This window comes from Pedobacter sp. MR2016-24 (assembly GCF_026239655.1).
Lineage (GTDB): Bacteria > Bacteroidota > Bacteroidia > Sphingobacteriales > Sphingobacteriaceae > Pedobacter.
Genome location: NZ_JAPIVO010000004.1, coordinates 677,856 through 704,379, shown reverse-complemented (window position 1 = coordinate 704,379; position 26,524 = coordinate 677,856). Strand labels below are relative to the sequence as shown.

General features: G+C 40.2%; 34 protein-coding genes. 20 read left to right on the top strand and 14 right to left on the bottom strand.

Annotation, left to right across the window (positions count from 1 at the left end):
• Positions 1–185: 185 nt before the first annotated feature.
• The 3 genes from OQX62_RS25175 (at position 186) to OQX62_RS14045 (ending at position 2,323) form a co-directional block, all read left to right on the top strand.
• Complete coding sequence (locus OQX62_RS25175; RefSeq protein ID WP_416276571.1) at positions 186–383, top strand: PD-(D/E)XK nuclease family transposase; 198 nt, start codon at positions 186–188, stop codon at positions 381–383.
• Positions 384–570: 187 nt separating this feature from the next.
• Positions 571–981: a hypothetical protein gene (locus OQX62_RS14050; protein ID WP_265832169.1), complete on the top strand. Its 411-nt coding sequence runs from the start codon at positions 571–573 to the stop codon at positions 979–981.
• 151 nt (positions 982–1,132) lie between these two features.
• Positions 1,133–2,323: an alpha/beta hydrolase-fold protein gene (locus tag OQX62_RS14045; protein WP_265832168.1), complete on the top strand. Its 1,191-nt coding sequence runs from the start codon at positions 1,133–1,135 to the stop codon at positions 2,321–2,323.
• A gap of 22 nt (positions 2,324–2,345) precedes the next feature.
• Here OQX62_RS14045 and OQX62_RS14040 read toward each other — a convergent pair whose 3' ends face one another.
• Positions 2,346–3,251, bottom strand: coding sequence for a winged helix-turn-helix domain-containing protein (locus tag OQX62_RS14040; RefSeq protein WP_265832167.1), 906 nt, complete (start codon positions 3,249–3,251; stop codon positions 2,346–2,348).
• Between the two features lie 122 nt (positions 3,252–3,373).
• On the opposite strand from OQX62_RS14040, the gene OQX62_RS14035 reads away from it, so the two are divergent.
• From OQX62_RS14035 to OQX62_RS14025, 3 genes are all read left to right on the top strand, one after another.
• Positions 3,374–4,423: a ligand-binding sensor domain-containing protein gene (locus OQX62_RS14035; protein WP_265832166.1), complete on the top strand. Its 1,050-nt coding sequence runs from the start codon at positions 3,374–3,376 to the stop codon at positions 4,421–4,423.
• 409 nt (positions 4,424–4,832) lie between these two features.
• The gene (locus OQX62_RS14030; RefSeq protein WP_265832165.1) at positions 4,833–5,591 is read left to right on the top strand and encodes a hypothetical protein; all 759 of its coding nucleotides are present in this window, start codon (positions 4,833–4,835) and stop codon (positions 5,589–5,591) included.
• A 12-nt stretch (positions 5,592–5,603) separates the two neighbouring features.
• On the top strand, positions 5,604–5,981 hold the full coding sequence (locus OQX62_RS14025; RefSeq protein WP_265832164.1) for a hypothetical protein: 378 nt from the start codon (positions 5,604–5,606) through the stop codon (positions 5,979–5,981).
• A 21-nt stretch (positions 5,982–6,002) separates the two neighbouring features.
• Here OQX62_RS14025 and OQX62_RS14020 read toward each other — a convergent pair whose 3' ends face one another.
• A complete protein-coding gene (locus tag OQX62_RS14020; protein ID WP_265832163.1) occupies positions 6,003–6,809 on the bottom strand; it encodes an MBL fold metallo-hydrolase in 807 nt (268 codons plus the stop codon).
• A gap of 173 nt (positions 6,810–6,982) precedes the next feature.
• Positions 6,983–7,387 (bottom strand): RrF2 family transcriptional regulator, encoded by a 405-nt coding sequence (locus OQX62_RS14015; RefSeq protein ID WP_265832162.1) that lies wholly within the window; start codon positions 7,385–7,387, stop codon positions 6,983–6,985.
• A gap of 272 nt (positions 7,388–7,659) precedes the next feature.
• On the opposite strand from OQX62_RS14015, the gene OQX62_RS14010 reads away from it, so the two are divergent.
• Positions 7,660–9,615, top strand: a complete 1,956-nt coding sequence (locus OQX62_RS14010) for a glycoside hydrolase family 97 protein (RefSeq protein WP_265832161.1) — start codon at positions 7,660–7,662, stop codon at positions 9,613–9,615.
• 198 nt (positions 9,616–9,813) lie between these two features.
• On the opposite strand, the gene OQX62_RS14005 is transcribed toward OQX62_RS14010, so the two are convergent.
• Both OQX62_RS14005 and OQX62_RS14000 read right to left on the bottom strand, forming a co-directional pair.
• Complete coding sequence (locus tag OQX62_RS14005) at positions 9,814–10,572, bottom strand: SDR family NAD(P)-dependent oxidoreductase (RefSeq protein WP_265832160.1); 759 nt, start codon at positions 10,570–10,572, stop codon at positions 9,814–9,816.
• 283 nt (positions 10,573–10,855) lie between these two features.
• Positions 10,856–11,443 (bottom strand): Crp/Fnr family transcriptional regulator, encoded by a 588-nt coding sequence (locus OQX62_RS14000; protein ID WP_265832159.1) that lies wholly within the window; start codon positions 11,441–11,443, stop codon positions 10,856–10,858.
• 197 nt (positions 11,444–11,640) lie between these two features.
• Between OQX62_RS14000 and OQX62_RS13995 the strand changes: the two genes are divergently transcribed.
• Positions 11,641–11,988, top strand: coding sequence for a hypothetical protein (locus tag OQX62_RS13995; protein WP_265832158.1), 348 nt, complete (start codon positions 11,641–11,643; stop codon positions 11,986–11,988).
• Position 11,989: 1 nt separating this feature from the next.
• A complete protein-coding gene (locus OQX62_RS13990) occupies positions 11,990–12,568 on the top strand; it encodes a Crp/Fnr family transcriptional regulator (RefSeq protein WP_265832157.1) in 579 nt (192 codons plus the stop codon).
• Between the two features lie 31 nt (positions 12,569–12,599).
• On the opposite strand, the gene OQX62_RS13985 is transcribed toward OQX62_RS13990, so the two are convergent.
• From OQX62_RS13985 to OQX62_RS13975, 3 genes are all read right to left on the bottom strand, one after another.
• On the bottom strand, positions 12,600–12,989 hold the full coding sequence (locus tag OQX62_RS13985; protein ID WP_265832156.1) for a nuclear transport factor 2 family protein: 390 nt from the start codon (positions 12,987–12,989) through the stop codon (positions 12,600–12,602).
• 23 nt (positions 12,990–13,012) lie between these two features.
• A complete protein-coding gene (locus tag OQX62_RS13980; protein WP_265832155.1) occupies positions 13,013–13,447 on the bottom strand; it encodes an META domain-containing protein in 435 nt (144 codons plus the stop codon).
• Positions 13,448–13,590: 143 nt separating this feature from the next.
• Entirely contained in the window at positions 13,591–13,935 is a 345-nt protein-coding gene (locus OQX62_RS13975) for an EthD domain-containing protein (RefSeq protein WP_265832154.1), read from the bottom strand.
• 102 nt (positions 13,936–14,037) lie between these two features.
• On the opposite strand from OQX62_RS13975, the gene OQX62_RS13970 reads away from it, so the two are divergent.
• Complete coding sequence (locus OQX62_RS13970) at positions 14,038–14,388, top strand: winged helix-turn-helix transcriptional regulator (RefSeq protein WP_265832153.1); 351 nt, start codon at positions 14,038–14,040, stop codon at positions 14,386–14,388.
• 23 nt (positions 14,389–14,411) lie between these two features.
• Here the strand turns inward: OQX62_RS13970 and OQX62_RS13965 are convergent, their stop codons facing one another.
• From OQX62_RS13965 to OQX62_RS13955, 3 genes are all read right to left on the bottom strand, one after another.
• The gene (locus OQX62_RS13965) at positions 14,412–15,299 is read right to left on the bottom strand and encodes a helix-turn-helix domain-containing protein (protein ID WP_265832152.1); all 888 of its coding nucleotides are present in this window, start codon (positions 15,297–15,299) and stop codon (positions 14,412–14,414) included.
• 70 nt (positions 15,300–15,369) lie between these two features.
• Positions 15,370–16,194, bottom strand: a complete 825-nt coding sequence (locus OQX62_RS13960) for an SDR family NAD(P)-dependent oxidoreductase (RefSeq protein WP_265832151.1) — start codon at positions 16,192–16,194, stop codon at positions 15,370–15,372.
• Positions 16,195–16,365: 171 nt separating this feature from the next.
• Positions 16,366–16,701 carry a winged helix-turn-helix transcriptional regulator gene (locus OQX62_RS13955; protein WP_265832150.1) on the bottom strand — a complete coding sequence of 112 codons (336 nt, stop codon included), beginning with the start codon at positions 16,699–16,701 and terminating at the stop codon, positions 16,366–16,368.
• 114 nt (positions 16,702–16,815) lie between these two features.
• On the opposite strand from OQX62_RS13955, the gene OQX62_RS13950 reads away from it, so the two are divergent.
• The 3 genes from OQX62_RS13950 to OQX62_RS13940 are packed head-to-tail and all read left to right on the top strand — an operon-like array spanning position 16,816 to position 18,927.
• Complete coding sequence (locus tag OQX62_RS13950; protein WP_265832149.1) at positions 16,816–17,442, top strand: NAD(P)H-dependent oxidoreductase; 627 nt, start codon at positions 16,816–16,818, stop codon at positions 17,440–17,442.
• Positions 17,439–17,912 (top strand): ester cyclase, encoded by a 474-nt coding sequence (locus OQX62_RS13945; protein WP_265832148.1) that lies wholly within the window; start codon positions 17,439–17,441, stop codon positions 17,910–17,912. Before OQX62_RS13950 ends, OQX62_RS13945 begins: the two co-directional genes overlap by 4 nt.
• Positions 17,902–18,927 carry an aldo/keto reductase gene (locus OQX62_RS13940; RefSeq protein ID WP_265832147.1) on the top strand — a complete coding sequence of 342 codons (1,026 nt, stop codon included), beginning with the start codon at positions 17,902–17,904 and terminating at the stop codon, positions 18,925–18,927. Before OQX62_RS13945 ends, OQX62_RS13940 begins: the two co-directional genes overlap by 11 nt.
• Positions 18,928–19,168: 241 nt before the next feature.
• On the opposite strand, the gene OQX62_RS13935 is transcribed toward OQX62_RS13940, so the two are convergent.
• Together OQX62_RS13935 and OQX62_RS13930 are read right to left on the bottom strand one after the other, a co-directional pair.
• Positions 19,169–19,981: a lysozyme inhibitor LprI family protein gene (locus tag OQX62_RS13935; RefSeq protein ID WP_265832146.1), complete on the bottom strand. Its 813-nt coding sequence runs from the start codon at positions 19,979–19,981 to the stop codon at positions 19,169–19,171.
• A gap of 68 nt (positions 19,982–20,049) precedes the next feature.
• Positions 20,050–20,232: a hypothetical protein gene (locus tag OQX62_RS13930; protein ID WP_265832145.1), complete on the bottom strand. Its 183-nt coding sequence runs from the start codon at positions 20,230–20,232 to the stop codon at positions 20,050–20,052.
• Between the two features lie 164 nt (positions 20,233–20,396).
• Here OQX62_RS13930 and OQX62_RS13925 point away from each other — a divergent pair, with 164 nt between their 5' ends.
• From OQX62_RS13925 to OQX62_RS13910, 4 genes are all read left to right on the top strand, one after another.
• Positions 20,397–20,549 (top strand): hypothetical protein, encoded by a 153-nt coding sequence (locus OQX62_RS13925; protein ID WP_265832144.1) that lies wholly within the window; start codon positions 20,397–20,399, stop codon positions 20,547–20,549.
• A gap of 3 nt (positions 20,550–20,552) precedes the next feature.
• Positions 20,553–21,263, top strand: a complete 711-nt coding sequence (locus OQX62_RS13920; protein WP_265832143.1) for a type 1 glutamine amidotransferase domain-containing protein — start codon at positions 20,553–20,555, stop codon at positions 21,261–21,263.
• Between the two features lie 406 nt (positions 21,264–21,669).
• Positions 21,670–21,960: a putative quinol monooxygenase gene (locus tag OQX62_RS13915; RefSeq protein ID WP_265832142.1), complete on the top strand. Its 291-nt coding sequence runs from the start codon at positions 21,670–21,672 to the stop codon at positions 21,958–21,960.
• Between the two features lie 34 nt (positions 21,961–21,994).
• Positions 21,995–22,666: a type 1 glutamine amidotransferase domain-containing protein gene (locus OQX62_RS13910; protein WP_265832141.1), complete on the top strand. Its 672-nt coding sequence runs from the start codon at positions 21,995–21,997 to the stop codon at positions 22,664–22,666.
• A gap of 108 nt (positions 22,667–22,774) precedes the next feature.
• Here OQX62_RS13910 and OQX62_RS13905 read toward each other — a convergent pair whose 3' ends face one another.
• Entirely contained in the window at positions 22,775–23,347 is a 573-nt protein-coding gene (locus tag OQX62_RS13905) for a Crp/Fnr family transcriptional regulator (RefSeq protein ID WP_265832140.1), read from the bottom strand.
• Positions 23,348–23,482: 135 nt separating this feature from the next.
• Here OQX62_RS13905 and OQX62_RS13900 point away from each other — a divergent pair, with 135 nt between their 5' ends.
• The 3 genes from OQX62_RS13900 (at position 23,483) to OQX62_RS13890 (ending at position 26,515) form a co-directional block, all read left to right on the top strand.
• Entirely contained in the window at positions 23,483–24,502 is a 1,020-nt protein-coding gene (locus OQX62_RS13900) for an amidohydrolase family protein (RefSeq protein ID WP_265832139.1), read from the top strand.
• Positions 24,503–24,518: 16 nt separating this feature from the next.
• The gene (locus OQX62_RS13895) at positions 24,519–25,364 is read left to right on the top strand and encodes a helix-turn-helix domain-containing protein (RefSeq protein ID WP_265832138.1); all 846 of its coding nucleotides are present in this window, start codon (positions 24,519–24,521) and stop codon (positions 25,362–25,364) included.
• Positions 25,365–25,792: 428 nt separating this feature from the next.
• Positions 25,793–26,515, top strand: a complete 723-nt coding sequence (locus OQX62_RS13890) for an SDR family oxidoreductase (protein ID WP_265832137.1) — start codon at positions 25,793–25,795, stop codon at positions 26,513–26,515.
• The last annotated feature ends 9 nt before the right edge of the window (positions 26,516–26,524 follow it).

Here is a 26,524-nt window from a genome sequence, read left to right as displayed (position 1 = left end):
GCCCCGTATCTGTCTTATCCTTGTATAGGTAAAAACACAAATCAAAATTAACTTAGAACGACAAATAAAACTCAATATAGATTTTTAATATCTAATTATTAAATATATATTTTATTTTAAATATTATTAATCCTATTTTAGCAACAGATTAAGTATATGGAAACACGTAGCATGGTAACAGAAGAATTTCAATTCATAGTCCGATCAGCGATTTTGGTTTCAAGAAGATTTTTGGGAATGAAAGATCCAATGAAGTACTAATCATTTTTCTCAACGAGTTATTAAAGGGTAAAAAGAAAATCCTCAAACTCAGTTTTATAAAGGATGTACAGCCTGAATACCCTTCGGACCGTAGCATTTTGATCGACCTGCATTGTGTTTGAGATAATGGACAGAACTTCATTATTATCGAGATGCAGCGGGTGAACCATATCAATTTCAGAGATTGGAATATAACAATCTTGTGATACGTTATATAAAACGATGTAAGCAAGGTCTGAAGTATATATCATTAATTGTAGCGTTCCGCTTTCTTGCAACGTTTGATGTATAAAGCTAAAGCTCCTCATTATGAAATTCATTCTACATTCATTAACAGCTATCACTCTGCTCTCTCTTGCATCCTGCAAAAAATCACCTGCCGAACTACCTTTTGAGCAAAAGCTTATTGGTGAATGGAGATATACCGGAACAGGTGGAGGTTTGACAGGTAAATATGCTAAGGCTGATTCTTCTGTCACCAGAACTTTTCAATTCAAAGATGGACTTCGCTATATCAAGAAAGCGAATAATCATATCGATGAGGAAGGAACTTTTCAGTTGGGCAGATCCAGGAGCATTTATATCGGCACAGAAGACAATTCGATAGTTTTCAATGGAGTAGCGAGTAGCTCCAGAATAATAACATTAAGAAATGATACCTTAGAACTGGCTGATAATTTTTATGATGGCTATCAGGATAGCTACGTCAGGATGAAATAAAACGTTGAAAAACATGAACACCCTAATTACGAACAGTGATGTCTTTCGTTAATAGCTTATCTACAACATTCATCACTTTTTTGCCCTACTTCGTCACATTTATAAAATTTAGAACCGCATTAGCCTGATATTGAAACAAAATATCAAATGGATGACTAAAGAAATGAAGATGTGGAAGATCATTTGGGTTTTATCATTGACTGTTGGTTGGGGAGCTTCGTTCGCGCAACCAGTTAAATTGAGTGATAAAGCTGTACTTTCCATACATTCCCAAACAGAGAACGCAGATAGAACTATCTTTATTCAACTTCCAAAAGAATATGGAGTTGTAAATAAACGTTATCCCGTTATTATTTTATTCGACGCACAGGATCAAAGCCTGTATAACGTTACTTCATCAACTGTTGACAGATTGATATGGACAAGTGATATTCCTGAAGCCATATTAGTGGGTGTGTTGCAAAATAACAGAAGCCAGGAGCTTAATTTTGAAAAATATGATCAAACTGCTCTTCGTTTCTTAGATTTTATTAAAAACGATCTCATCGGTTTTTTAAACAAAAATTATAGAACAAATGGTTACCTCACCTTAATAGGACATTCTTTAGGGGGACAATTTGTGACGAACGCAATGTTAACTTACCCCGAAGTATTTAAATCGGTTATTAGTATCAGCGGAGCTTTAAATTATCCAAATAAGGATAATACTGTCGTTTCGAATACCCTTAACAAAGCAGGGGATTACCTTTTTAAAAGAACGGATAGCAGTTTAAGGATGCAAAAATATTATTTTTCAACTGGTGATGAAGGATTTCAGGATAACGGATTTAAATCAGGTGCCTTAAAGTTGGATAGTCTCTATAGATTGAACAAATCAAAATACATCAATTGGCATTTTGATTTTTGGAAAGGCTACAATCATATGACTACTCCTTTGGTTAGCATACCGGCAGGCTTAACTTTTATATACAAGGACTGGCATTTCTCTGATAGCTTAGCTATGGATGTGTTAGTGTACAATAGAAGTAATCCACTCCAGGTTCTGAGTGATAAACAGTTAAAAATCCAGCAAAGTTACGGTAGTGATATAGCCTTACCCCGTAATTCATTTTTCCAGTTTGCAGCTTATTGTCTATCTAAGGGCAATGTTAGTGAAGCAGAAATTTTAACGAAACAGATTCTTGATGTTTACCCCAATGATGATGAAAGTTATAGCCTGATGGCTGAAGTTTACCTGAAAAAAGGTGATACACGCAATTCAATAAAGTATTTTGAAAAAGCACAATCAAAATCATCACCAGATAAATATGCCCGGAAAATTAAAAGTTTAAAAGCCAACTAGGTAAATCAACCTACCGTCTGCCTCAGCTCTGCGTTAAGGTGCATAGTTTATAGCCTATGCCACGTACAACAATGATTTGGCTATCAGGATCAGCTTTCAATTTTTTTCTAGGTTTTGATATAAACATATCCAGACTGCGCCCCACAATAATCCCTTCGTCTTCCCATATCTCTTTTTGTAGCCGGGCTCGCTCTATCATCTGGTTAGGAGATGATGCAAAAATATGCAGCACACGGCTCTCAGTTCTGGTCAGGTCTATTGTATTTCCATTGAAGAGGAGTTTACGATTTTTCACATCGAACAGCATCGAGCCCACAGTGATAGTATCAGCATGCTCCCCATCACTGAAAACCAGACGTGGCCTAGCCGATCTTAAAAACATAAAACCAACAAATGCCAATAAGGGCAAACCGCCCAACAGCAATTCATGCTTTACTAAATTTATGCTTGTCGGTTCAGATTTAATATTAACCATATAACGGGCTCTGGGTTGCCTTCTTCCTATACAAGTTATGATATCATCTTTTTTATTCTTGGATATAGCATAGCCGTAGGATACACCAGAGCTGCCACTTTTCAGCACATTAACGACATAATCACCTGTTAGCGGATCTTTGGCCAGCAAGCGCCGGCTAATATTTACCAAAGAATCTGTTTGAAAAGTAAGGGAATGCTCAAATCTGATCTGATATTCGTTTTCCGCGATCTTTTTTAAAGGAAGAACCCTTGATGTACTGTCACCCGACTGCAAAAGCAGTTCATGACCGATCCTGCGGAGTAAAACTTCCCTCCTGGCCTTATCAAAGTCGTCACTATCAGTCAAATTGAAAGCTGCAAAAATTGCAGCAATAAACAAAAGCAGTATTGATCCAAAAAGGTATCTGCTTTTACCGGAGAGGATATTCTTGCCATTAAGCATAGTGTACATCAATTATTTACAAAGTTTACATTTTAATTTACAATCCAATTTCCGCCCTTTAAAGGTATCAAAGTAATTTCGCTGAACCAATTCTAATTAACTCTTGCACCTATTACCTTATTCAATAAATTATGAAATATACACACGTCTATGTGCTGTTCCTGTTATTTGTATTTTGCACCTCATGTATGCAAAATCAAACTGAACCACATAAAGATCATATCAATTATAAGATCAAGGACACAGTTACTACCTACGGGCCTAAAAGAATGGTTCGTAACGTAAAACAAAGCAAAAATGGCACTATCCTGATTGCTGCATTATTTGCGGGCGTTTTGCGATACGACGGAAAATCATTCACTAATCTTACAAGTAAAATAGGTTCGCGCAGATACTGGAATGTGCTGGAAGATCGACGGGGAAACCTCTGGTTCGCATCTACTGATTCCGGTGTTTATCAGTACAATGGTAAATCATTTCAACATCTTACAATCAGGGAAGGACTTGTCAATAATGCGGTTTTATCTATTTATGAAGATAGAGCCGGTATGATCTGGTTCGGTACCGGAGGCGGAGCAAGCCGTTACGATGGAAAATATTTTCGAAATTTTACAACGAAAGAAGGGCTTTCCAATAATAGTATTCATACTATCCTTGAAGACAAAACCGGAAAATTATGGTTTGGCACAGGTGGTGATGCTTGTTTTTATGATGGAAAAACGTTCACCGTTTTCAAAAACAAAGAGGGTAAGGCTTTTTACAACGTTTGGTCTATAATAGAAGATAGAAAAGGCAATATTTGGTTCGGCGCATCAATAATAGACGATAAAAAAGGTGATACGTTGATTGTTTCATCTGGTCTCTGGCGCTATGACGGGATTACCTTCACGAAGGTAACGGGGAGGGCTGCTTCCGCTATAATGGAAGATAAAAAAGGAAACATTTGGACTACCGGTGCAGCGAATCCTAATGGTGTAGGAGCCTGGATACTTTCCCGCTATGACCACAAATCCCTATACACTGAAAAACCCGTTGTAACCGAAATCATATCAATAAACAAAATGCTTTGTGGTATCCTGGAAGCTAACGATGGAAGTATTTGGTTTGGATCTCTGAACGGCGTGTATCGCTATGATGGAAAAGCTATAACGGACTTTAAAAGTAAGGACGGCCAGCAATAATTTGTATTGCTGGATATACCAGCTTTCTATAATGCTAATAAGCTATTCTTCTATTAAATCCCGTCAGAAAAGCTAAAATAACCATAAAAAGACTTTTATTTAATTTTAAGTATATTTTAATTTGCTTTATTATTTATTATTACTTAATTTTGAATAATGAAAGATTAAAAACTATTTTAGCGTTTACTTCATAAAATATTGAAGCATTCGCACTTCGAGTCTCGTCAATAGAAACCTGAGAAATTTCAACGACCACGAGAGAAAAGTGTAGTGCTCACGTCATAGGCGTGAGCCTGCTTTCCGTGGTCACGGCTTCTCAGGGCCTCTATGACGGTCAGTGGGTATCACGCCTAATTTGCGTTCTATCTTCCTGCATAGACTCATTTAATTGCTAAAATGAGATCAATATATGGAAACCAATGTTCAACAAACCGTCAACCATCAGCTAATCGAAATTCCATTGGAATTTAAGGTGGCTTGTTTTATCAGCAAAATTGAAGTAGCAGAAGCACTTCAGATCTTTATCAATCACGTTACACTATACGATACCCTCAGCACCGGGTATGTGGAAGGTTATAGCGAAGCTTCAGGAATACATGAAACCTATGTTCAATCCAAAGGCCTTACTCCTGCCCCTGGCACGGGTTTAACCGGATGTAATGAGCTGTTTGTTCGTTCCCTTTCAGACGTCATCAAATTGACTAAAGATCAGAAGAGCACAGCAGCAGTCAAAAGAAAAAAGAGCAGATCTATCATAAAAGCGGTTTTTAAAGCGATGAAGCGGGTTCATACACCTTCACTCACAATTTACCTGGATGAAGAGGCTACAATTCATTTAAGCGAAGATTTTTGCCTGATGTGCGAAATCCAAAATATCTACCCTAAAGAATGCCTGGAATACTTTATGAACAGTATCTCGCTGGCAGATGCACATGCCCGCAGGGATTTGCAGGGTGCGGCTGATCTTCCCATCTCCCTTTTTCTGAAAATAGGGAGTGGCTTTGGACGGGATCCGCATACCAGAGTAAACCTTAACGATACAGAAATAGATTTCTTCGCAGAGATGAACGAGAAGTTACTGGAGTTACGCACTGTGCGAAATGTAGAACAAAGAACCAATATCCTGAGAGAGTTTTATCTCTCACATTATTTAAACATGAACCACTAGAACCTGAATAAGATGAAAACCTCCATCAATATCAACCTGCCTGAAGATTTCACCACGTTATGCACAATTTATCAGATCAATCCTGAAACCTTTATACAAGCTTTTATTGAGGAGGTTTCATTCCCAAAGTTTTACAGCAGGCCTACCGCTACTGACAGGTGGGCTACTTTTTTCTTTCTCAACTTACTGAGAAAGGTTGATGTGTCAATACACATCAACCAGGAGTTAGAGGATGAATACGTAAACAAATTCAACACGGCACTGCAAAGCAGTTTTGATAGGAATGGTAGCGATAAAACCGCAGCACAATCAGCCGGAAGAAGCGTGATGAAAGACTGGATGAAAGCCGTTGTTGCCGAAAGAGCGAGATATCTGACAGATTATTTATGATGAAAATCAACTACCGGACCATCAATTTATGGTAAACCACTCGCCCGCAGGATAGGCTATCGACTGGACTCCAAAAATGCTGGCCTGCTCACCAAGGCGTTTGACAGCATCCGGGGTCTCTATATACGCAGGAGGTTTATGGAGCGAGCCGTAATGTATTGGCACCACCATCCGGACTTGCAAAATATGTGCTGCCGTTGCAGCCTCTTCAGGATTCATTACAGCTTCCATTTTTGTAGCTGGCTGAAGAGGTGGAAAATCAACGACAGGCGCATTGATTGGCAGAAAGGCTATATCGAAAGGTCCGAATTTGTGGGCTATCCTCCACCAAAGGCCATGAAACATCGTATCCCCGGCATGAAATATACGTTGCCCGCCACATTCAATAATCCAGCTGAGCTGAGGGTCACCAAATCCATCCATCGCTGGCGCCGTAAATATCCGGAAAGGGCCAACGCTACGCTCCTCCCACTCCCCAATAATTTCTGTAGCAATAGCGCTGTACTCGATGAACCTTTTCTCAGCATAACTGGTCAAAGCAAGATCGGCAGCAGTTCCGGTTGTTGGTTCAGGGCGGTAAACAGGAGCGCCTTTGCGCAATGCAATCATTAGAGCTGCCGGATCAGCATGGTCAGCGTGAAGATGAGTTAAAAGCGCTACTGACGCACAGCCGGGACGGGAGGATGACGGGAAAGGTTCATCAGGGTTCTCCAGTGGTTGGTAAAGCGAGGTATCCTGAATGTAATCAATTAATAATAGCTCACCTTCGCACTCAATTTCTACACCTGCCCAGCCTAGCCGGCGCATTCTTAATAAGGAATTTTTCATATTTTTTGCTTTATTCATTTTATCGCGATAAGCTCCTGATTTATAGCCGACAATTGTGCTTCTTCAACAGCAGCATAACATTGTCTTTCATTGTACAGCCTGTAAAGACCATTAGCGCCTATCGTCAAGACCTAATCTGTAATAAATTCTGTTACAGTAATGGTCAAAAAAAATTATTTGAACTTTTGGCAGAAATCAGCCAGTGTGATTGTTCCCAGCTTAGTGATCAGCGCATGATCTGCCTGATCGAATAATTCAAGCAAGTGCCTGTTAATTTGTTTACCTGTGTTACATTCAGGGTTTGGACTGTTTAGCTTGCCAAGCACATTTGCATCATTTACTGCCCCATAAATGTCTGACAGCAAAATCTTATCAGCAGGTTTAGCCAGTGATGCACCGCCACCTTTTCCTTCTTTAGTATCAATAAGTCCATATACACTGAGTATACTTAAGGATTTGCGAACCATCGCAGGGTTAATATTAATACTTCCGGCGATGTACGAGGAGGATAAATTATCCTTAGTAATTGCTAGCATAGTTAAAATGTGTAATGCTGTGGCGAACTGTATATTATTCATACTGTACATGTTTTTATTACAGTACAAAAGTAACACTTAATTTGGCAGTTACAAGTTTACTTTTTTCATTTATTAAACTACTTTAACCAGGCCTTGGTAAATGTGCAGGCAGAGACTATATGAAAGGTAGCGTATCTCATGATTTTTAAAATTATTAAGCTTGTTTTTTCACACAACAAAGCTTATAATTGATTCTATATAAATTTGTCAGAACATATCAAGTCCATTGCGTACCGATAGTAATTAGTTCAATCAGATAGACCAATAACACAATGAGAAAACTTTTATTTGTTTTATTTATTTCAGTATTTACAAATTTGACCACTAATGGAGCAGAGTTAGTTTCTCCCAACGGTGCAGTTAAGGTAAAAATCAATGTATCAGATCATATTTATTATAGCATATACCGGGATAATGTTCCCCTGCTTGAACAATGCAATTTGGGTATAACTGTTGCTAATTTAACTTCAGCAAAAAGCCTAAAGATCCAGCATAGCAGATCTTCCAGGATCTCCCGGCAATTAAGCCCGGTTGTTCCCTTGAAATTTTCAACAATAAACGAGCTGTGCAATACCTTATTGCTCAATCTCAATAACGGATATGCTGTTGAGTTCCGGGCATATAACGATGGGGTTGCCTACCGTATCATAACTAGTTTTAAAGGCGACAAAAATGGAAAAGTAAAGATTGTTGATGAGGATGTAAGCCTTAATCTGCCGGATGATTACCAGCTGCATGTGCAGCCGGCAAAAGATTTTACTTCCAACTATGAAACCAATTATATCCATCCAGACTCCAAGAAATTTAAAGCGTCAGATCAGATGGTTACTTTGCCCGCCCTGATAGATACTAAAAAAGGCTTTAAAATACTCTTTGCGGAAACAGATCTCACAGATTATCCTTGCTTGTTTTTAAAAAGTAACAACAGTAACAGGATCAAATCAGCTTTTTCAAAGGTGGCGCTTGAAGATAAAAAAGAAGGTGACAGATTTATGCGGATCACCAGAGAGGCTGATTATATTGCTGAAACGAGTGCCAAAAGAACATATCCCTGGAGGTATTTCATCATCTCTAAAAATGACGGTGAATTACTGGAAAGCACACTTCCTGTAAAGCTCGCCCCCAGGTCCGAAATACAAAACACTGATTGGATTAAACCAGGACAGGTCAGTTGGGAATGGTGGAATGCTGCCTCGCCATATGGTAAAGACGTTAACTTCGTTGCCGGATTTAACTTGGAAACCTATAAGTACTATATTGATTTTGCGGCTAAGAGCGGTGTCCCTTATATCATCATGGATGAGGGATGGGCAGAAAGTGTAGACAACCCTTATCTCCCGAACAAAAAGGTAGACCTTCACGAACTGATCCGGTATGGGCAGGAAAAAAAGGTAGGAATTGTATTATGGCTAACCTGGCTAGCCGTGGAAAAGAACATGGATTTGTTCAAAAAATTTGCTGCCTGGGGTATTAAAGGAGTTAAAATCGATTTTATGGACCGGAATGATCAGTGGATGGTCAACTATTATGAGCGTGTAGCGAGGGAAGCTGCTAAATATAATATCTTAGTTGATTTTCATGGTTCTTTTTCGCCAAAAGGACTGGAGCATAAATATCCTAACCTGATATCATATGAAGGCGTTAGAGGGATGGAACAAATGGAGGGATGCCAGCCGGACAATACAATTTTTTTACCTTTTATCAGAAATATAGCTGGCCCGATGGACTTTACTCCCGGAGCGATGATCAATATGCAACCGGATGTTTATGGAGGCCAGCGGCCAAATGCTGCAAGTGTGGGTACACGCGCGTATCAGCTGGCACTTTTTGTGCTCTTTGAAAGTGGTGTGCAAATGTTGTGTGATAATCCAACGCTATATTATAAGAACCAGGAATGTACAGACTTTATTACTCAGGTACCGGTCACCTGGGATGAAACAAAAGCCTTACATGCAGAGGCGGGTGAGGTAGCGGTCGTGGCCAAACGAAAAGGAAAGAAATGGTTTATTGGTGGGATTACAAACGGAAAAGAAAGAGCAATTACGCTGGATCTGGGGTTTTTATCGAAAAACAAGTCTTACGAAATGACCTCATTTGCAGACGGGATCAATGCCGACCGTCAGGGAATGGACTACCGGAAAAGTACACAAACAGTAAATTCCACATCAGCTATTCCCATCAAATTAAGTAGGAATGGTGGCTATGCAGCTATAATCACTGAAATGTAATTCCAAAAGACATATACTACAGAAAGGTTCGAGGTACCGACCTGTCACAGAAGATGCTCTTAAAAAATTCAGTTAAGCATTTTATGGCATAAGTATTTAAAAATAGTATAGAAATAAAAAATGCCCCAGATAGTGTCAAACTTTTTGGGGCATTTTCTTTCTGTAGCTTTCTTCATGGAGCTTGCCTACAGGACAGATTTAAAAACCATACATACCACCTGAGACGCCAATTTGCTCCCCCGTGATCCAGGCTGCATCATCCGAAGCCAGAAAGACAACGGCTTTCGCAATATCTTCAGGCTGACCTCTCCGGCCAAGCGGTGTTTTTGAAACAAACATTTTTTCATATTCACTGCCAGGAGTTACACCTGCGTTAGCTGCCCCTTCTGTATCCGTCGCACCCGGCAAAACAGAATTGATCCGAACATTTTTTGCACCCAGTTCTTTCGATAAAGCAATCGTTATGGCATCTAATGCTGCTTTAGAGGCTGAGTATAAGGAGGCACCCGGAAGTGGGTATTTGCTTGCACCCGAACTGATATTGATGATATTGCCACCCTTATCGCCAAATGCTTTTAAAGATGCCTGTATAGTCAATATAGACCCCAAAACATTAACGTTAAAGTGCTGATGAAACGCTGCTACGGAGATCTCTTCAACAGGTAAGTATCCCTGATGGACTGCGTTGTTTACCAAAATATCCAGGGGGCCGAAAGCAGTGTTGGTTTCTTCAAACAATCTGATCACATCAGCCTCGTTCGATACATCGGCTTGTACGGCAATAGCCAGACCTCCATTATCGGTGATCTCCTTAACCACCCTATCTGCGCTTTCTCTACTTGATGCATAATTCACCACTACTTTTGCGCCTGCTGCCGCGAAGTGTTTTGCGATAGATGCACCTATTCCTTTTGCTGCACCGGTAACCACCGCTACTTTGTTTTCTAATTTACTCATGATTTCTATATGTTAATCTATTCATATTCTTCAGCTGTATTCCGTTCTGAAGTATATCCAAAGATGCAACCCCATAATGGACTGGGTGTTGACATGAATCATTAAGTACCTTTGATTTAGGTCAAGACAATGAGTTGACCTAAATCAAGTTAATCAGATAACTAATTGTATAATAAAAAATAAGATATCCAGAAGCAAAAATTCAGCATGATCATAACGGCATATTGCACATGGCTGAGCAATTTTTTTGTATTCAAACAGCAATATCGATCGGGTTGAAGATCTATTTAAAAGAATTTTTCCTTATCCTGCTCAAAGTTTCCGGGGATAACCCCAGATAAGAAGCGATCATGTTTTGCGGAAACCGTTGTAGAAAATGCGGGTAATTGCTAATCAGGTCCTCGTAACGTTCTTCAGCTGTATAGCTAAAAGCGGCCTGCATTCTTTTCTGGTTTGCAATGGTGTAATTTTGATTGATTATGTTCGCCATCGCTGAAAAAGCGGGAATGTGCTTGAGAAACTCCTCGATTTGAGCATTGGTTGTTTGAAGCACCTCCATATCCTCCAGTGCCTCAATATTAAAACGACTTGGCGTCAACAGGTAAAAGCTTTCAAAATCAGCCAGCCACCAATTTTCCAGAGACAATTTCAATACATTCTCATGCCCCTTTTCGTCTACCGTAAAGGTCCTGGCGGAACCTTTCACAACAAACCCAATATATCTGCATACGTTTTCTTCCTGTAAAAAGTACTGCCTTTTTCTCAGTTTTTTGGGTTTGAAATGTTCCGTCAACAATAGCTTATCCTCTTCTGAAAGCATTTTGCCAGATATTTCCTGAATGTAATCGAAAAACGCTTCAAAATTGGACATTGCTCATTTATATAATAAATCGCAGCTTACTCAAACTGCCTGATAATAGAAAAAACAAATATCGTAACAAGTTTTGGGATATGACGAATTGAGGGATCTCTATAATGCGCACCTACTTTCAAGCTTAACTTTTTCATTTATTAAACTACTTTAATTTTCAGCTGAGCAGGGATACCTAGTTTTGTGATATGAAAAATATGAAAGAAACAGCAGAGCGCTATACAAACGCGTGGAACGAAAAGACAGCAGCAGAAGTTAAAGTTGCTTTTGCAGAAAGCTTGGCGGATGAAATCACTTACCAGGACAAGAATACTCCTGTGTTAACAGGAATTGATGCATTTGTTGATTTGGTGATGTCTTCGCATGAAAAAGTACCCGGCCGTACCTTTGCCCTATTGACTGAGCCGGAGTATTTCGATGGTCATTGTTATTACGCCTGGAGTATCAATATCCCGGGCCATGGTGAATTTGAAGGCAGAGATTATGTGGAATATAATGCTGAAAACAAGATGACAAAGATTATAGGATTTGTGCCTACCTTGTAGGATGCCTGTTTTTGAAAACATACTTGCAAACTTTGCTCTTCACGTTAATCTTGATGCTGCAGAACAGGCCTGCATAAAGTCTGTGCTGCAGCATCAAAGGTTAAAAAAGAATGAAATACTTTTAGAAACTGGTGCAACATGCCGTAATATTTACTTCGTCGACAAAGGTTGCCTGAGGGTTTATAACCGGGACAGAGAGGGTTCGGAGCATAACGTTTTGTTTTGCCCAGAAAACTGGTGGGCGGCAGATATGACCAGTTTTTCTGGTCAGGTACCAGCTTATTATAACATCGCCGCCCTGGAAACTACTGAACTGTTTTATTTCAGTTACCAGTCTTTGGAGCAACTGTATATTGATGTGCCAAAAATGGAGCGCTTCTTTCGTATACTGGCCCAAAATGGTTTCAGTTTATATCAGCGGCGCATTAATTCCATCATTTCCAGATCGGCAGAAGAACGTTATCTGCAGTTTCAGCACCTTTATCCTAAACTGGAACAACGCATCGCGCAAAAACAGATTGCTTCGTATCTGGGTATTACGCCAGTATTTTTGAGCATGATCCGTAAGAGGAATGGATAGCGTTAGCATTTGACCTTTTAAGATGTGTCGCTTAAAGCGGCCTCCACTCACCTTGCCAATCATAGAGTGGAGCGGTTGCAGCATATTCGCGAAGATATGAGATCTTACCCTCGTGCAGCTTTGCGATGGTCGAACCATTAAAGCTCTTTTCTTCTCCGCGCCAGGTATAATGAAATGTCCATTCTGCAGTTTCCACATCTCCCAGCGATTGCAAATCGTGGATTGTCCAGTTGATGACGCGGCCGTTCTCGGCAACCCATGCCGCAATCCAGCATTTCACCCAGGGGTGGCCACGGTAAACCGGCCCGAAGCTTTCGATCACAACGCAATCCGTAGTGAGCGTTGCCAGGATCGCGTTCGTGTCGTGCCTGCGCCAGCCGGCGATATAGCGCTCTAATAATGTCATCTGCGTAGTAGCCATCCTGTTGTTTGTTTCAACCAGAATCAGTTTTTAATTTTTCTGAAGCGCATCATTGCGACTTCACCATTATTCAAATTCAGCTTACCGTCATTGTCTATGGAATAATTGTCGACTTTTTTTATCATTTGTAAGAATGTCTTTTCACCTCCCCCTTCACAGAACATCATTGTTGCCGGTCCTGGCTCTCCGAAGGAGATCGCTTTACCATTTAATGTATATTTTGCGCTGTATCCATTACAACCTGAATTTCCACTAACGCTATTGGTAGTTGTATTGAAAGTAATTAGGGGCTTTTTGTTTGGATATAAACCTTCAAAAGCAATGCGTGGCCCCGAAATATACTCCAGTTCCCAGGTCGCATTTGCAAGGCCATTTGTTGTTTTGTTATTCCTGGCAGTTGAACAAGCACCTATAAATAGTGCTAAGAAGGAAACGAATATTACTGTACTTTTTTTCATATATAAATTATTTTTATAGTAGGTAGCTTGACAATTATAACGCCAAAGAAGGATCAAACGCTACATGTAATCAGAAATCAGTGATTAATAAATCCATAACGCCCCATAACCTGATAGGTTGATGGGCGTTATGGATAGCGTGATTATGCACCGGCTTTGATGATAGTTTCATCGTTTGCCATTGCAATATAGTTCGACGTATCAAAAAAATTGGGCTCATCGGGATGCACTTTTGTCAGATAATTTTCTGATGTGAAGAAGGTATTGAAATCCTCAAAAGAGTCAAATGAGATTTCTACTACAGCATCGTATAAAGGCTTAGGAAAACCTTCAGCTACTATAGGGTGGTTAACTACATACTTTCTAACGTAAAGCTCTACCTCAGGGATGGAACAGAATAAAGGAGCGTGGTGACTTTTGTGATAATCCACAAATTCTTCGAGGCTCATGCCTGGTAGTTTTTGTACTAAAAATGTAAATTTGATCATTGTCTATATGTATAATTTGAGACAAACTTATTTCATTACTTACAGTACAGCAAGTACGCACAAATTTGTGCTTATTTGCTTTGACAATTGATTGACTAAGCGATGTATAAAAAGAAAATTCCTATCAGGATGGATTGTGGCCTGCACGTGTTTAAGGAACTTTTGAACGGAAAGTGGAAACTGATGCTGATCTATTATATTTCAGAGGACGTAAAAAGGCCGGGAGCACTACAGAAGAAAATTGCTGCAGACAGGCGGGTAATGAACAAGCAACTGGACGAATTAGTGCAGCATGGCTTTGTAGATAAGTTCTCTTTCGACACCAAAATCCCTAAAGTTGAATATCGGTTAACTGCTCTGGGAATTAGCCTGTTGCCATTGATAATCAGCCTGGAGAAATGGGGCGAAGACAATAGAGCTGTTTTAGAGGAAGCACTCATTGAAAAACAATAACTGAATGATCACTATGCCTATATTTAATTTGAGTACTGCTTTTTAAACTGATTAGGACTCAGCCCTGTTTCCTTTTTAAATAAGCGTGAGAAGTAAGGAGGATTCTCAAAGCCCAGGATATAGGAGATCTCATTTACTGTTAAGTTGCCTTGGTTGAGTAGATTTTTCGCTTCTGAAATCAGGAAGATCTGAATGAGATCCATGGCTGTTTTTCCGGTTTCCTGTTTTAGCAGATCACTGAGGTAACGCGGAGATAAGTTGAGTTCGTCCGCAAACATGGCTACTGTAGGTAAGCCTCTTTCCGCTAGCAGCCCCTTTTCAAAATAGGCAGTTAATGCGTTATTGAATTTAGTGGCCGTAGTTCCCGAATGTATAAAACGGTTAATAAACTGCCTCTTATAGAAACGTAGCGAATATTTTAGGATGGACTCAATGTGTCCCAGAATAATATCCCTTGTAAATTCGTCCTGATTATTATGGTATTCAGATGCTATCTTCTCATATAGTTCCCATATGACTTGTTGCTCCTTAGAAGAAATATGCAGCGCTTCATTCAGCTCATAATTAAAAAAACTATACTTCTTTATTTCCGTGTGCAACGGATGACCACTCAGGTAATCTTCATGGAACCAAATTTCGAAGCCATCACCATCCAGCGCTACATCTTTCATTTGCAAGGTCTGATGTGGCTTCAAAAAATACATTGAGCCGCTCTCATGGTCATACCTTGTTTTGCCGTATCTGATATGACCTGAGCTAAACTTCTTAAAAGCAATAACAAAGAAATCAGTGGTCACCTCGTAACTGGTCACATTACGTAGCGGATTACAAGTAAATAGTGTTAGCAGCGGATTTTCGGGTTCTGGATATTGATTACAGCGATGAACATCGGCCAGACTTTTGAAGTGCATATGTTGAATATTAATCAGTCTATGCTTAACGCATAGACTGATTGTTAAATAAAATTACCATTGATTTTAATTAAAGGCCATGCGCCTTAACTGAAACATCTTTCCATTGATCCCAGGTGTTTAGCCGCTCCTCATAGAAGTGTTGTGCCAAAGGCAGCGCTTTTTTTCCAAGAATTAAGCGTAGTGGAGGATTGATCGTATCTACTAATTTCAAAATTGCTTCAGAAGTAGCATTTGGGTCCCCATAGGCATCAGATGCTGAAAACTCAGGTAGCGCATATAATTCAGCTTTCAAATCGTCATAAGCCGCTATAGGATTACTTTGAACAGAAGAAGTATTGAAATCAGTAGCATAGCCGTTAGGTTCCACAAGGGTCACATCAATACCAAACCCTTTCACTTCCTGTGAAAGTGCTTCGCTAAGTCCTTCCACAGCAAACTTCGAAGCACTATAGATCCCTACGGTAGGGAATGAATAAATACCAAGTGCACTTGATAACTGTATAATATGACCACTGCGCTGTTCCCTCAAGATGGGCAGTGCAGCTTGAGTGATCCACAAGGTACCAAATAGATTGGCATCAATAATGTCTCTCGCAGCCTGTTCATCAAGCTCTTCTACAGCGCCAAACACACCTGTACCTGCATTATTAATTACCACATCAATTTTTCCAAAATGAGCTTTAGCTTTTGCCATCGCCTCGAAACATGCAGCCCTGTTGGTTATCTCAAGTTCCAGTGGTAGCACGGCACTTCCAAACCTGTCCACCAGCTCTTTTAAGGCGCTTAAACTTCTTGAAGTGACAACTACTTTATCACCACGTTCCAAAAAAGCTTCCGCCCATATCTTTCCAAATCCGCGGGATGCTCCCGTAATAAAAATTATTTTCGACATTTTTTTATTGTTGTTTATCTGTTTTTGATAAAACAAATTTACCCTGATTACTGTCGCAGGATTTATACAAAATACCGGAATAAAGATACATTTTAACGGTGGAAGCGGATCTTCCTACAAGATCTTCAATATTTAACTGACTCAACCGCGTTAAATAGTCAAATCTGTTTATTAGCGCGAAAGATTGTTCTCGCTCCATTTACACAAGCTGTCGAGCACACTAAATAGTGATTTACCTTTATCTGTCAGGCTGTATTCAACTTTTGGCGGTATAACCGGATAAGATACCCGCTTAATAGTACCATTTTCTTCCAGCCCTTTAAGCTGCTGTGACAGCATCTTTTGGGTTATTCCGCTAATGGATTTATCCAATTCGCTGAATCTCATCGTTCCCTCCTGAAACAACAACCATAAAATAACGGGTTTCCATTTTCCGCCAATCTGTTCCATAAACAGAGTTATTGGACACTCCTCACCACCCCAAATTTTTCTTTCCGTATTTTCCATTTTTATGTAGCTGTTAATCAATGTTTCAGTGGTAAAGGTAAGTACCATACCGAATGGTAAGTACTTGCCTCAAAGATAGCTAATGCTTTACTTTGAGCCAAATAAATTCAAATAATGAAAGAAGTATTAATTATCAATGCCCATCAAAAATATGACGGAATTAGCGAAGGCAGGCTTAATAAAACTCTTGCTCAGCAAGCGAAATCATTTTTTCGTGACCATGATATCCGGGTGTCGGAAACTATTATAGACCAGGGTTATGATGTTGATGAAGAAGTAGAAAAGCATCTATTAAGTGATCTTGTTGTCTTGCAGACACCAGTCAACTGGGCTAACCTACCCTGGTCTTATAAAAAATATGCTGACGAAGTGTTTAACAAAGGATTATTTAGCGGAAGGATGGCGACAAACGATGGCAGAACTCCAGGCGATCCTGCCAAGCAGTATGGCTCAGGTGGTTTAATGACCGGCAAAGCAATGTTTATTTCAGCTACATGGAATGCCCCGCAAGACTGTTTTGATAATAAGGAACAGCTATGGATGCTAGGTGGATCAGCAGACGATGTTCTGCTTAATGTTACCCTTAACTATAAATTCTTCGGTTATGAGATTCTTCCAGGTTACCATTGTTTTGATGTCCTAAAAAACCCTAAACCGGAACATTATTTTGAGGGCTATGGAACATATTTAAGTCATACCCTGCAACAGCTTAAAGCAACAAAAATAACACATCTATCATGAATACAGAAAACAATACGCCGAACATGGCAGAGCCCATCAGTACAGCAACAGTTGAGGCTATCCAGACCTCCTATAAAGCCTGGCAAACGAATGACCTGACAATTATTGATGCACTTTTTAGTCCGGACTGGCAGGATATACCGATGGCTCCAGAGCAGAAAGCAGGACCTGAAGGATTAAAGAACCTGATTACCTTTTTTCACCAAACTTTTCCGGACATTAAAATAACCCTGCAGGACATATTTGGCACGGCCGGGCGTATTGCAGTGCGGGCGGAAATGACTTTTACTCATGACAAAGAATTTATGGGCATTTCACCTGTAAACAAAAAGGTAAAAGTATCCATGCTGGAATTACATCACCTTAAAGATGGTAAGATTACGCATACCTGGCACCTTGAAGACTGGTTTGGATTGTTCATGCAAAGCCGTTCATCAGAAAACCTTAATCAGCCTAACCATGAAATATAACTATGTCGGGAACACTGGCTTGATGGTTTCGGAACTTTGTTTTGGAACCATGACCTTTGGAGGCCAGGAAGCGGGAATGTGGAACAATATTGGTCAGTTACAGCAAAAGGAGGTTAACAAGATGCTGGAGGCAGTGATTAACTCTGGTATCAATTTTATAGATACCGCGGATATTTACTCTTTTGGACAGGCTGAACAATTGCTCGGCCAGGGTCTGAAAGATCTTCAGGTACTGCGTGATGAGCTCGTTATAGCGACAAAGGTACTGGGTAAGATGAAGGAAAACCGAAACAGTTCAGGACTTTCACGCTACCATATCTTCAATGCTGTGGACGACAGCCTGAAGCGCCTACAACTGGACCATATTGATATACTATATGTCCACGGAGTAGATTTTAAAACTTCGCTCGAAGATATTGTACGTTCCTTAAATGATGTAGTTGAAAGCGGAAAAGTGCGCTATATTGCCATTTGTAACTGGCCGGCCTGGATGGTAGCTAAAGCACAGGCAATAGCACATTATAATGGCTGGCATAAATTTATCGGTCTCGAGTATTTCTATTCAGCGATAACACGTGATATTGAACATGAACTGGTCCCGATGGCGAAAGATCATGACCTTGCCATTTTCCCGTGGAGTCCGCTTGCCGGAGGTTTTTTATCAGGCAAGTATACCCGTGAGGGGGCAGCAGAAAATAATTCCCGAAGATCCAGTTTTGATTTTCCCCCAATTGATAAGGATAAAGCTTATGATCTGGTGGATGTAATGAAAACAATTGGTGATCATTATCAAGCAACTACTGCACAGGTAGCCCTTGCCTGGGTCAGGCAGCAACCTGGTGTTACCAGTACAATTATTGGTGCTAAGAATATAGAACAGCTGCAGTCCAACGTCGGTTCTACAGATTTAGGTTTAAGCGCGACCGACCTTTTAAAAATTGAAGAAGTCAGCCCTCTGCCCAAACAATATCCCGGATGGATGATAGAGAACCAGGATAAAGAATTAAGAAGCTAACCATTGTTATTTGATCACCTTGGAAAAAAATTTATACAGTCTATACAACTTTTTTGGGTCAGTCTACTTAGATCATAGTTTTCTGCAGGGTCAAAAACTCATTTCATTATTCAAATAAAACGGTCAAAAAGAAAAAGCGGAAATGACACATCCGTTCATTCCCGCTTTTCTAAATTAACGCTCTCCATATAAAGACGAATGGAACAGCCGAATATTGTACACGCTTAAAAATAAATTGAGATTATCTGATTTCTTTATTGCTACGGTTGTAAAATCCATCTGAATATACAGCATAGCCAAAACCGCATCCGTCACCGGTTTCTTTGGTATGTTCTTCTACCCTAATACCTTGCTTGTAAAAATGAAAAGATACCCGGCACGAGTTACCGCCTTCATACAGATAAGTAGCCACATTATTTTTAACAGCTAATGTGTCATGTAAGCTGCCCGAATTATAACTCGGTGCACCACGACAGATAAATAATGTGAGTGCAACTTTCCCATCGGCCAGTTTTTTCACTTTAATATCTCCGAAATACCCCTCTATTTCCTTTTTTCTATCAACCACCCGGTTTTTATACAGATAATTGCCCTCCGGGTTAACCTGATATACAGCATCATCATAATCGGTAGGTCCGCGTTTCATCAATACTGCTACGCGACTTTTCACAAATACTGCATTAGCATTGTACATCACCATTTTATCGTCTTTTGAAGCTTTAGCCAGATTTGCGGGTGTGATACCCGGACTGTTCTTTTTAACTTCTGTAAAAGTTTTCTTAAAATAAAGATCCCGTTTGGACAGCCATTCCAGCTGCTCATCTTTAAGGTTTTCTTTTTGTTCCGGAGTAGATTTTGCTCTAATTCCGTTATAAACGTTATTCAGCAAACTGTCCATTTGCTGATAAAATCCTACAGCACAACCGTAGCCATTATTTCCTGTGTCCAGACAGGCTTGATAAGCACGCTGCAACGCTGCAAGAGACCTCCCCTGTTGTGCATACGCACCAGCAGAAATTACGAACAGGACAAGCAGAGAGATGATTTTTTTCATATACCGCCATTAAATAAATATACCAGATGAGCAAATAATATACACTAATATCCCCTTAATAAATGACCTTACTCACCATCTGCAGGCGTAATTGGAGTCTCCGCATCCAGTCCCCGGTCGGCTAAAGCCTGGTTATATCCGGAAGAGTATTTTATCTGCCCCCAGGCAGTTAGCATCAGTACAATATCTTCATCATTAAGCGGGCCTGAAACCTGGCTCTGACAATAAATTAAAAACTCGTTCTCAGTCATGTTATTTTCTTCATTTAAAATCAGCCGCCAAATTGGGAATAAATTATCACCTTATGAAAAATACATCCGATCAATTTCCTTACCTACTAGCTCAGCCTACAAAAAATTCAAAAAATGGAACCTTTGCTGTCCTGCTTTGTTATCGAAACAAAAAGCTACTAACTATGAAAGATCCTAAAGAACAAGATGAGCAGACACAGTCTGGAACTGACAGCACAGCCGATCAGCAATCAACAGATAAACGCGAGAACAACTGGGACAAAAACCAGCAGGTAGACGAAGAAGGCAATCAGGTTGATCCGGAGGACATTAAATAATAGATGATGAAAAATATCTTAATGGTGATCACCTCGCACAGTGCGATGGAAAATACCGATAGCAAAACAGGGGTTTGGCTGGGTGAATTTACCGACCCTTATTATGAATTTATTGATGCAGGTTATCAGGTGACCCTGAGCAGCCCGAAGGGCGGCAGACCACCTGTAGACTGGATGAGTGAACTGACTGAAAATATCACGGAATCAAACCGCCGTTTTCAGGATGATGAGATCGCGAAGGCAGCTTTTGATCATACCACCGTATTGAACCAGATCAATGCTGCAGATTATGATGCAGTATTCTATCCTGGCGGACATGGGCCGATCTGGGACCTGGCGGTGGATAACAATAGCGGAGAATTGATTCTTAATTTTCTGGATGCAGGCAAACCTGTTGCAGCCGTATGTCACGGCCCGGCCGCGCTGATCAGTGCAGCCAGACTCAGACCGGGTCTGTTAACCGGGAAGACAATTTCTGCTTTCAGCGATACGGAAGAAACGATGGTTGGACGCAGCGGAAATGTACCTTACCTATTGCAAAGTCGTCTTGAAGAATTGGGCGCAACAGTAAAAACAGCGATAGCACCATTCCTGTCACATGTGGAACAGGACGGGTTATTGGTTACGGGTCAAAATCCGCTTTCAGCCGGCCCTGCTGCTAAAGCATTAATCACATTACTGGAAGCCAGACCAGCTGTAACAGTAATCGATTAAATGTATAACTTTTAAGTATATTATACATTTTAAGAATCTGGTTCCTGAAGCATGAACCAGATTCTTAAAATGTATATCAATTGAATATTATCTTTTCAACTCATTCTGCAGTTGAAAATAAGAATCACGTATTCAGCGATCTCCTCAATCGCGTTCTATCCTCAGGTGAATGATGTAGTCAGACTAAGCATGATGTATTTGCCTTATCTGCAGAAAATTTTATGATAGCCGGAAATATTTCTTTCGGCTTCTTCATTTAGTGCTGCTACACGCATTGTGATGTACATCACAATAGTATTCTTCCACTTTAAATGTGATCCAGGTCACAGGTATTATTTCCTCATTCACAGCACCTTTGTCATGTAATCAAACACGAATTATTATTTACCATAAAAAATACAATACAATGGAAAGAGAAGTAATTGTAAAATGGAGAATTAAAGAAACAGAAACCGCCAGCGTACTGAAGTTACTACCTGAACTGGCTGAGAAAACAAAAAAAGAAAAAGGAAATCTTGCCTATGCGATCTATCAATCAGAAAAAGATCCCAACGAGATTATACTGCATGAGCGATACGTTAACGAGGAAGCCCTGGATGCACATAAAAACGCTGCCCACTACCAAACGATTGTAGCAGGTAAAATCATTCCCCACCTGGAAGTGCGTGAAGTACTATTTGTGAAACCACTATTTTAATCCTACACCTATAACAATCCTAAAATTCAATATCATGAGAAAAGTTTTGATCATCGTTTCCAACGCTAATGCAATTGGACCAAATAATAGAAGAACCGGCATTTTTTTACCAGAAGTGGCACACCCCTATGCCGAATTTGAAGCTGCAAATTATGACATCGATTTTGCCAGTTTAACGGGAGACACTCCCTATCTTGATGCCCTCAACCTTGCCGGCGATCCGCAAAATTTGTCGTTTTTAACAGGAAACGGCTGGGCAGCTATGCAGAAAGCGATTAAACTTGAGGATGCCGGTGTAAGTGCATACGATGCAATTTTTATTCCTGGTGGACTGGCGCCGATGGTAGATATGCCAGAAAATACGCTGCTTAAAGCAGTAATCAAAGAAGCTTACGAACGTAATGACGTCATTGGCGCAGTATGTCACGGTCCTGTTTCACTTTTAAATGTTAAACTTAGTGATGGCAGCTATCTGCTTGAAGGCAAAAACATCACTTCTTTTACCAATGAAGAAGAGCATAATTACGCCGCAGCGGACGTACCTTTCCTATTGCAAACAGCGCTAACCAATCAGGGAGCCAAATTCCATGAAGCTGAGGCCTGGTCTGATCACAGCATTGCTGACGGTAACCTGGTAACCGGACAAAATCCGGCATCAGCTAAAGGTGTTGCACAAAAGATGATCAAACTTTTGGAAGTTCAATAGCCAATACATAAAACAAATATGATGTCCCTGTTTTATTAATACAGGGACATCATACTTTATTGCCTGATATCCGGCTATGGTTTAGATACCCTAAGAGGAAATTAACGATTAATGTTGGTACAAACGGCTTAGTGTTTCCCTCGAAACACCAAGATAGGCAGCGATAAGTTGTTTTGGAACGATATTATACAGTTGAGGATACATACTCATTAATTCTTCGTAACGATGCCGTGCATCGTTATTCATAAAAGATAATAGTCTTTTTTGTGCAACCACAAATCCTCTGTTAGAGCGCCAGCGAAAAAAGTACTCAAGGGCATAAATTTCCTTACATAGTTTTTCCCTGTCTTCACCGGAAAGGCACAATACATCGGCATCGGTAATACAATCCAGGCTAACTGTCGCTTTCACATCATTGTATAAGGCATTATAGTCAGACGCCCACCATGTTGGCATTGCGAATTGAAGGATAAACATCTTCTGATCGTCATTCATATAATATGTTTTTAAGCAGCCCTTCAACACAAAATATTCACAGTTCACACGATCGTCAACATTGATAATGGTTTGTCCTTTTTTATAGGATTGTGGCTTAAAGTGCGAAAAGAAGTAATTAAACTCATCATCAGTCAAATGAATAGTTTTAGCAAGATGTCCTTGTAGAATTTCCTGAGGTGTCATTTAAAAAAATTGTTGAATCAGCGAAAGATATGCATTTATGATGTAAATCGAACAGGAAAGAATTGCCATGAATAGTCCTATGATTGCCATTAATGTTGTCTGGTCTGGTCAAAGGTGAATGTTTTACTTTGTGGTATGAAGCACTCCATCATCAATAACGAAATGAACATGCGCATAGTCACACTCGAAGAACACATTTCCTTTCCGGAAATGACACAAAAAATCCCTAAAGAAGCCCTTGGCGGTTTTGGACAGTCAGAAAGAATGCAACAGCTGATACCCAAACTGGATGATATCACTGGTGAGCGTCTGCAATCAATGGATGACAATGGTATTTCAACTCAGGTGCTTTCCGTTGACAGCTCTGGGGCAAACCTGTTAAGCCAGGCAGATGCCCCGGCCTTCGCCTCACAATATAATGACTTAATAGCCCAAAGAATTGCAGGCTTTGAGCAGCGGTTTACAGCTTTTGCACACCTGCCAATGACGGCTCCCCTGGCGGCAGCCGATGAGTTAGAACGGGTAGTAAAAGAATACAACTTTCGCGGAGCGATGATCCGGGGACTAACGCAGGGTATGTTTTTAGATCAGCCACAGTTTGCGCCTGTATTTGAAAAGGCCGAAAAATTGGGTGTACCCATCTACCTGCATCCCGGTCTCCCGCCAAAAGGGATAGCTGATATTTATTATAGCGGGCTGCCCAACCATTCTGGAATGGCTGAGGCTTTGGCTTGTTATGGCTGGGGATGGCATGCTGAAACTGCCCTGCACGTTTTACGACTATTGTATTCAGGAGTATTTGACAGATACCCCAAGCTGAAGCTGATCATTGGTCACATGGGCGAAATGCTACCAATGATGATGGTGAGGTCTGAAAGAGCCTTCAAGCCCGGAAATGGAGGCGCCAATCAACGTACGCTTACTGATACTTTCCATCAGCAGGTACATATCACTACCAGTGGCTTCTTTACCCAGCCCCCCTTAAAAATCGCTTTGGAGACATTTGGAGTTGATAACATCATGTTTTCTGTTGATTATCCTTTCAGCACAAATGAAATGGGAATAGCATTCCTAAATGGCATCGAACTGCCTGATGAACAAGTACGTCAGATTGCCCATAGCAATGCAGACAAATTATTGAATTTAAAATTATAAAGGTAATTTTGTGTTGATGAACACTATCCCCATTGATCAGTTAAAGAATAAAACAAATGCAGGCCTGCAGATCAAAATCTTTAAACGAGATGATAAATATGAAGATACACCAGAAATAGCTCATCGCGACGATCATTATATTTTTTTCCTGCTCAAGAGTGGCTCCGGATCCTTAAAAGTTGATTCGCAGAAGGTCTCAATTTCCGGAAAAGAACTGTATTATATTTTACCCTCCCAGGTTCATCACCGAATAAAAGTGAATAGTGCTGAAGGATGGTTTCTGGCAGTAGATGTTTCATTGATCAAACCCCATTTAAGAGATGCGTTTGAACAAGGCCCCAATCTGCAGCTTCCCTGTAAACTGACCAGCGATGAATTGAAACGATATACTGCCCTGCTCAATTTATTGCATAAAGAATCTACAGAACATCAGGTTGATAAATATTATATAACGCTCATTCATAGTCTCGCACAATCATTTTTGGCAATGGCGGCGAGCAGTTATCACACTATAGAAAAAGTTGTGAAGATGCATAAGCGGTCTGCAGAACTTACGCGTCAATTTAAAGCATTATTGACCGCGCATGTGCGTACGATAAAAAGTCCGTCTGCGTATGCATCAAAACTTAACGTTTCATCCGGTTATTTAAATGAAGCTGTTAAAAAAGTGACAGGATCAACAGTAAGTTATTGGATTGGCCAGGAATTATTCAGCGAAGCGAAGCGCTTACTGAATTATACTGAAGCTGACGTAAAGCAAATCGCTCATGAATTAGGTTATTCCGATTACGCTTATTTTATTCGGACTTTTCGCAAAATGTCAGGAATGTCTCCATTAGGTTTTAGAAAAATAAAAGTTTGATCGTCGATGCCCGGAAATGGGACGAGGCACTCCTCGCATTCAAAATTGATCTTATTAAGAGGCTGTTAATAGAAATCGAAGTCAACCGACATGAAGAAAATTGGTGGCCGGAAGCTTTAATGGATGCGAGAATAGCAGGCGCAAGGAAGAAAGAGGACTGATTTGGCAGAAGGTATGGTGAAATACCTGGTTGAGCATTTTAAATACTCAGACCGTAAAATTGCATCAATAATTGAGATACCTGTAGCATTCGTAAAAGCATAAGCGTAAAAATTGGCTCCTCTGAACTGTAGCTGGAGATTGATGTTGCAGTTCATTCCTGATCTTATTACCGGGTTTCTTTGAATCTGGCAAACAATAGATTGATTTTCGCAAAAAAATGAAAACTGTTGTGGTTATCTTTGATACAAACAACAAATCGGAATAAAATGAATTTATCAAATAATAAAATTTTAATTACAGGTGGTGCAAGCGGCATTGGCTTAGGTCTTACAGAAAGGTTTATTCAGGATAATAATACCGTTATTATTTGCGGCAGACGCGAGGATGCACTCAAGGAAGTAGCGGCGAAATTTCCTTCAGTGATTACAAAGGTTTGCGATCTGTCTACAGAGGCAGAAAGGATAGCGCTGTATAAATGGGTTGCTGAAAATCACAGTGACTTAAATGTACTGGTAAACAATGCAGGAATCCAGAACTGGATGAATGTTTCTGACGAAGATTTTTATCAGAAAGCGGATGCAGAGGTGACAACTAATATACTTGCACCGATTCATCTGACTAACTTATTTATCGGACTGGAATCCTTAAATGCGATTATCAATGTAACCTCTGGATTATCATTTGTTCAGCTGGCAAAAGTTCCGGTTTATTGCGCTACCAAAGCATTCTTCCATTCCTTTACCCAGTCATTAAGGTATCAGCTGAAATCAAGAAATATTGAAGTCATTGAAATGATCCCCCCAGCATTGAATACCGATCTTGGTGGTAAAGGTCTGCACGACGGGCAACCGGAAGTCAGCGATTTTGTAACGGCTGTATTTGAGCAAATGAAAGCAGGAAAACAGGAATTGACTTTTGGATTCAGTGATATAATGGCTAATGCAGATCCGGCAGCAGTAAAGGCAACTTTTAATAAAATGAATCCATAATTAGTTTAT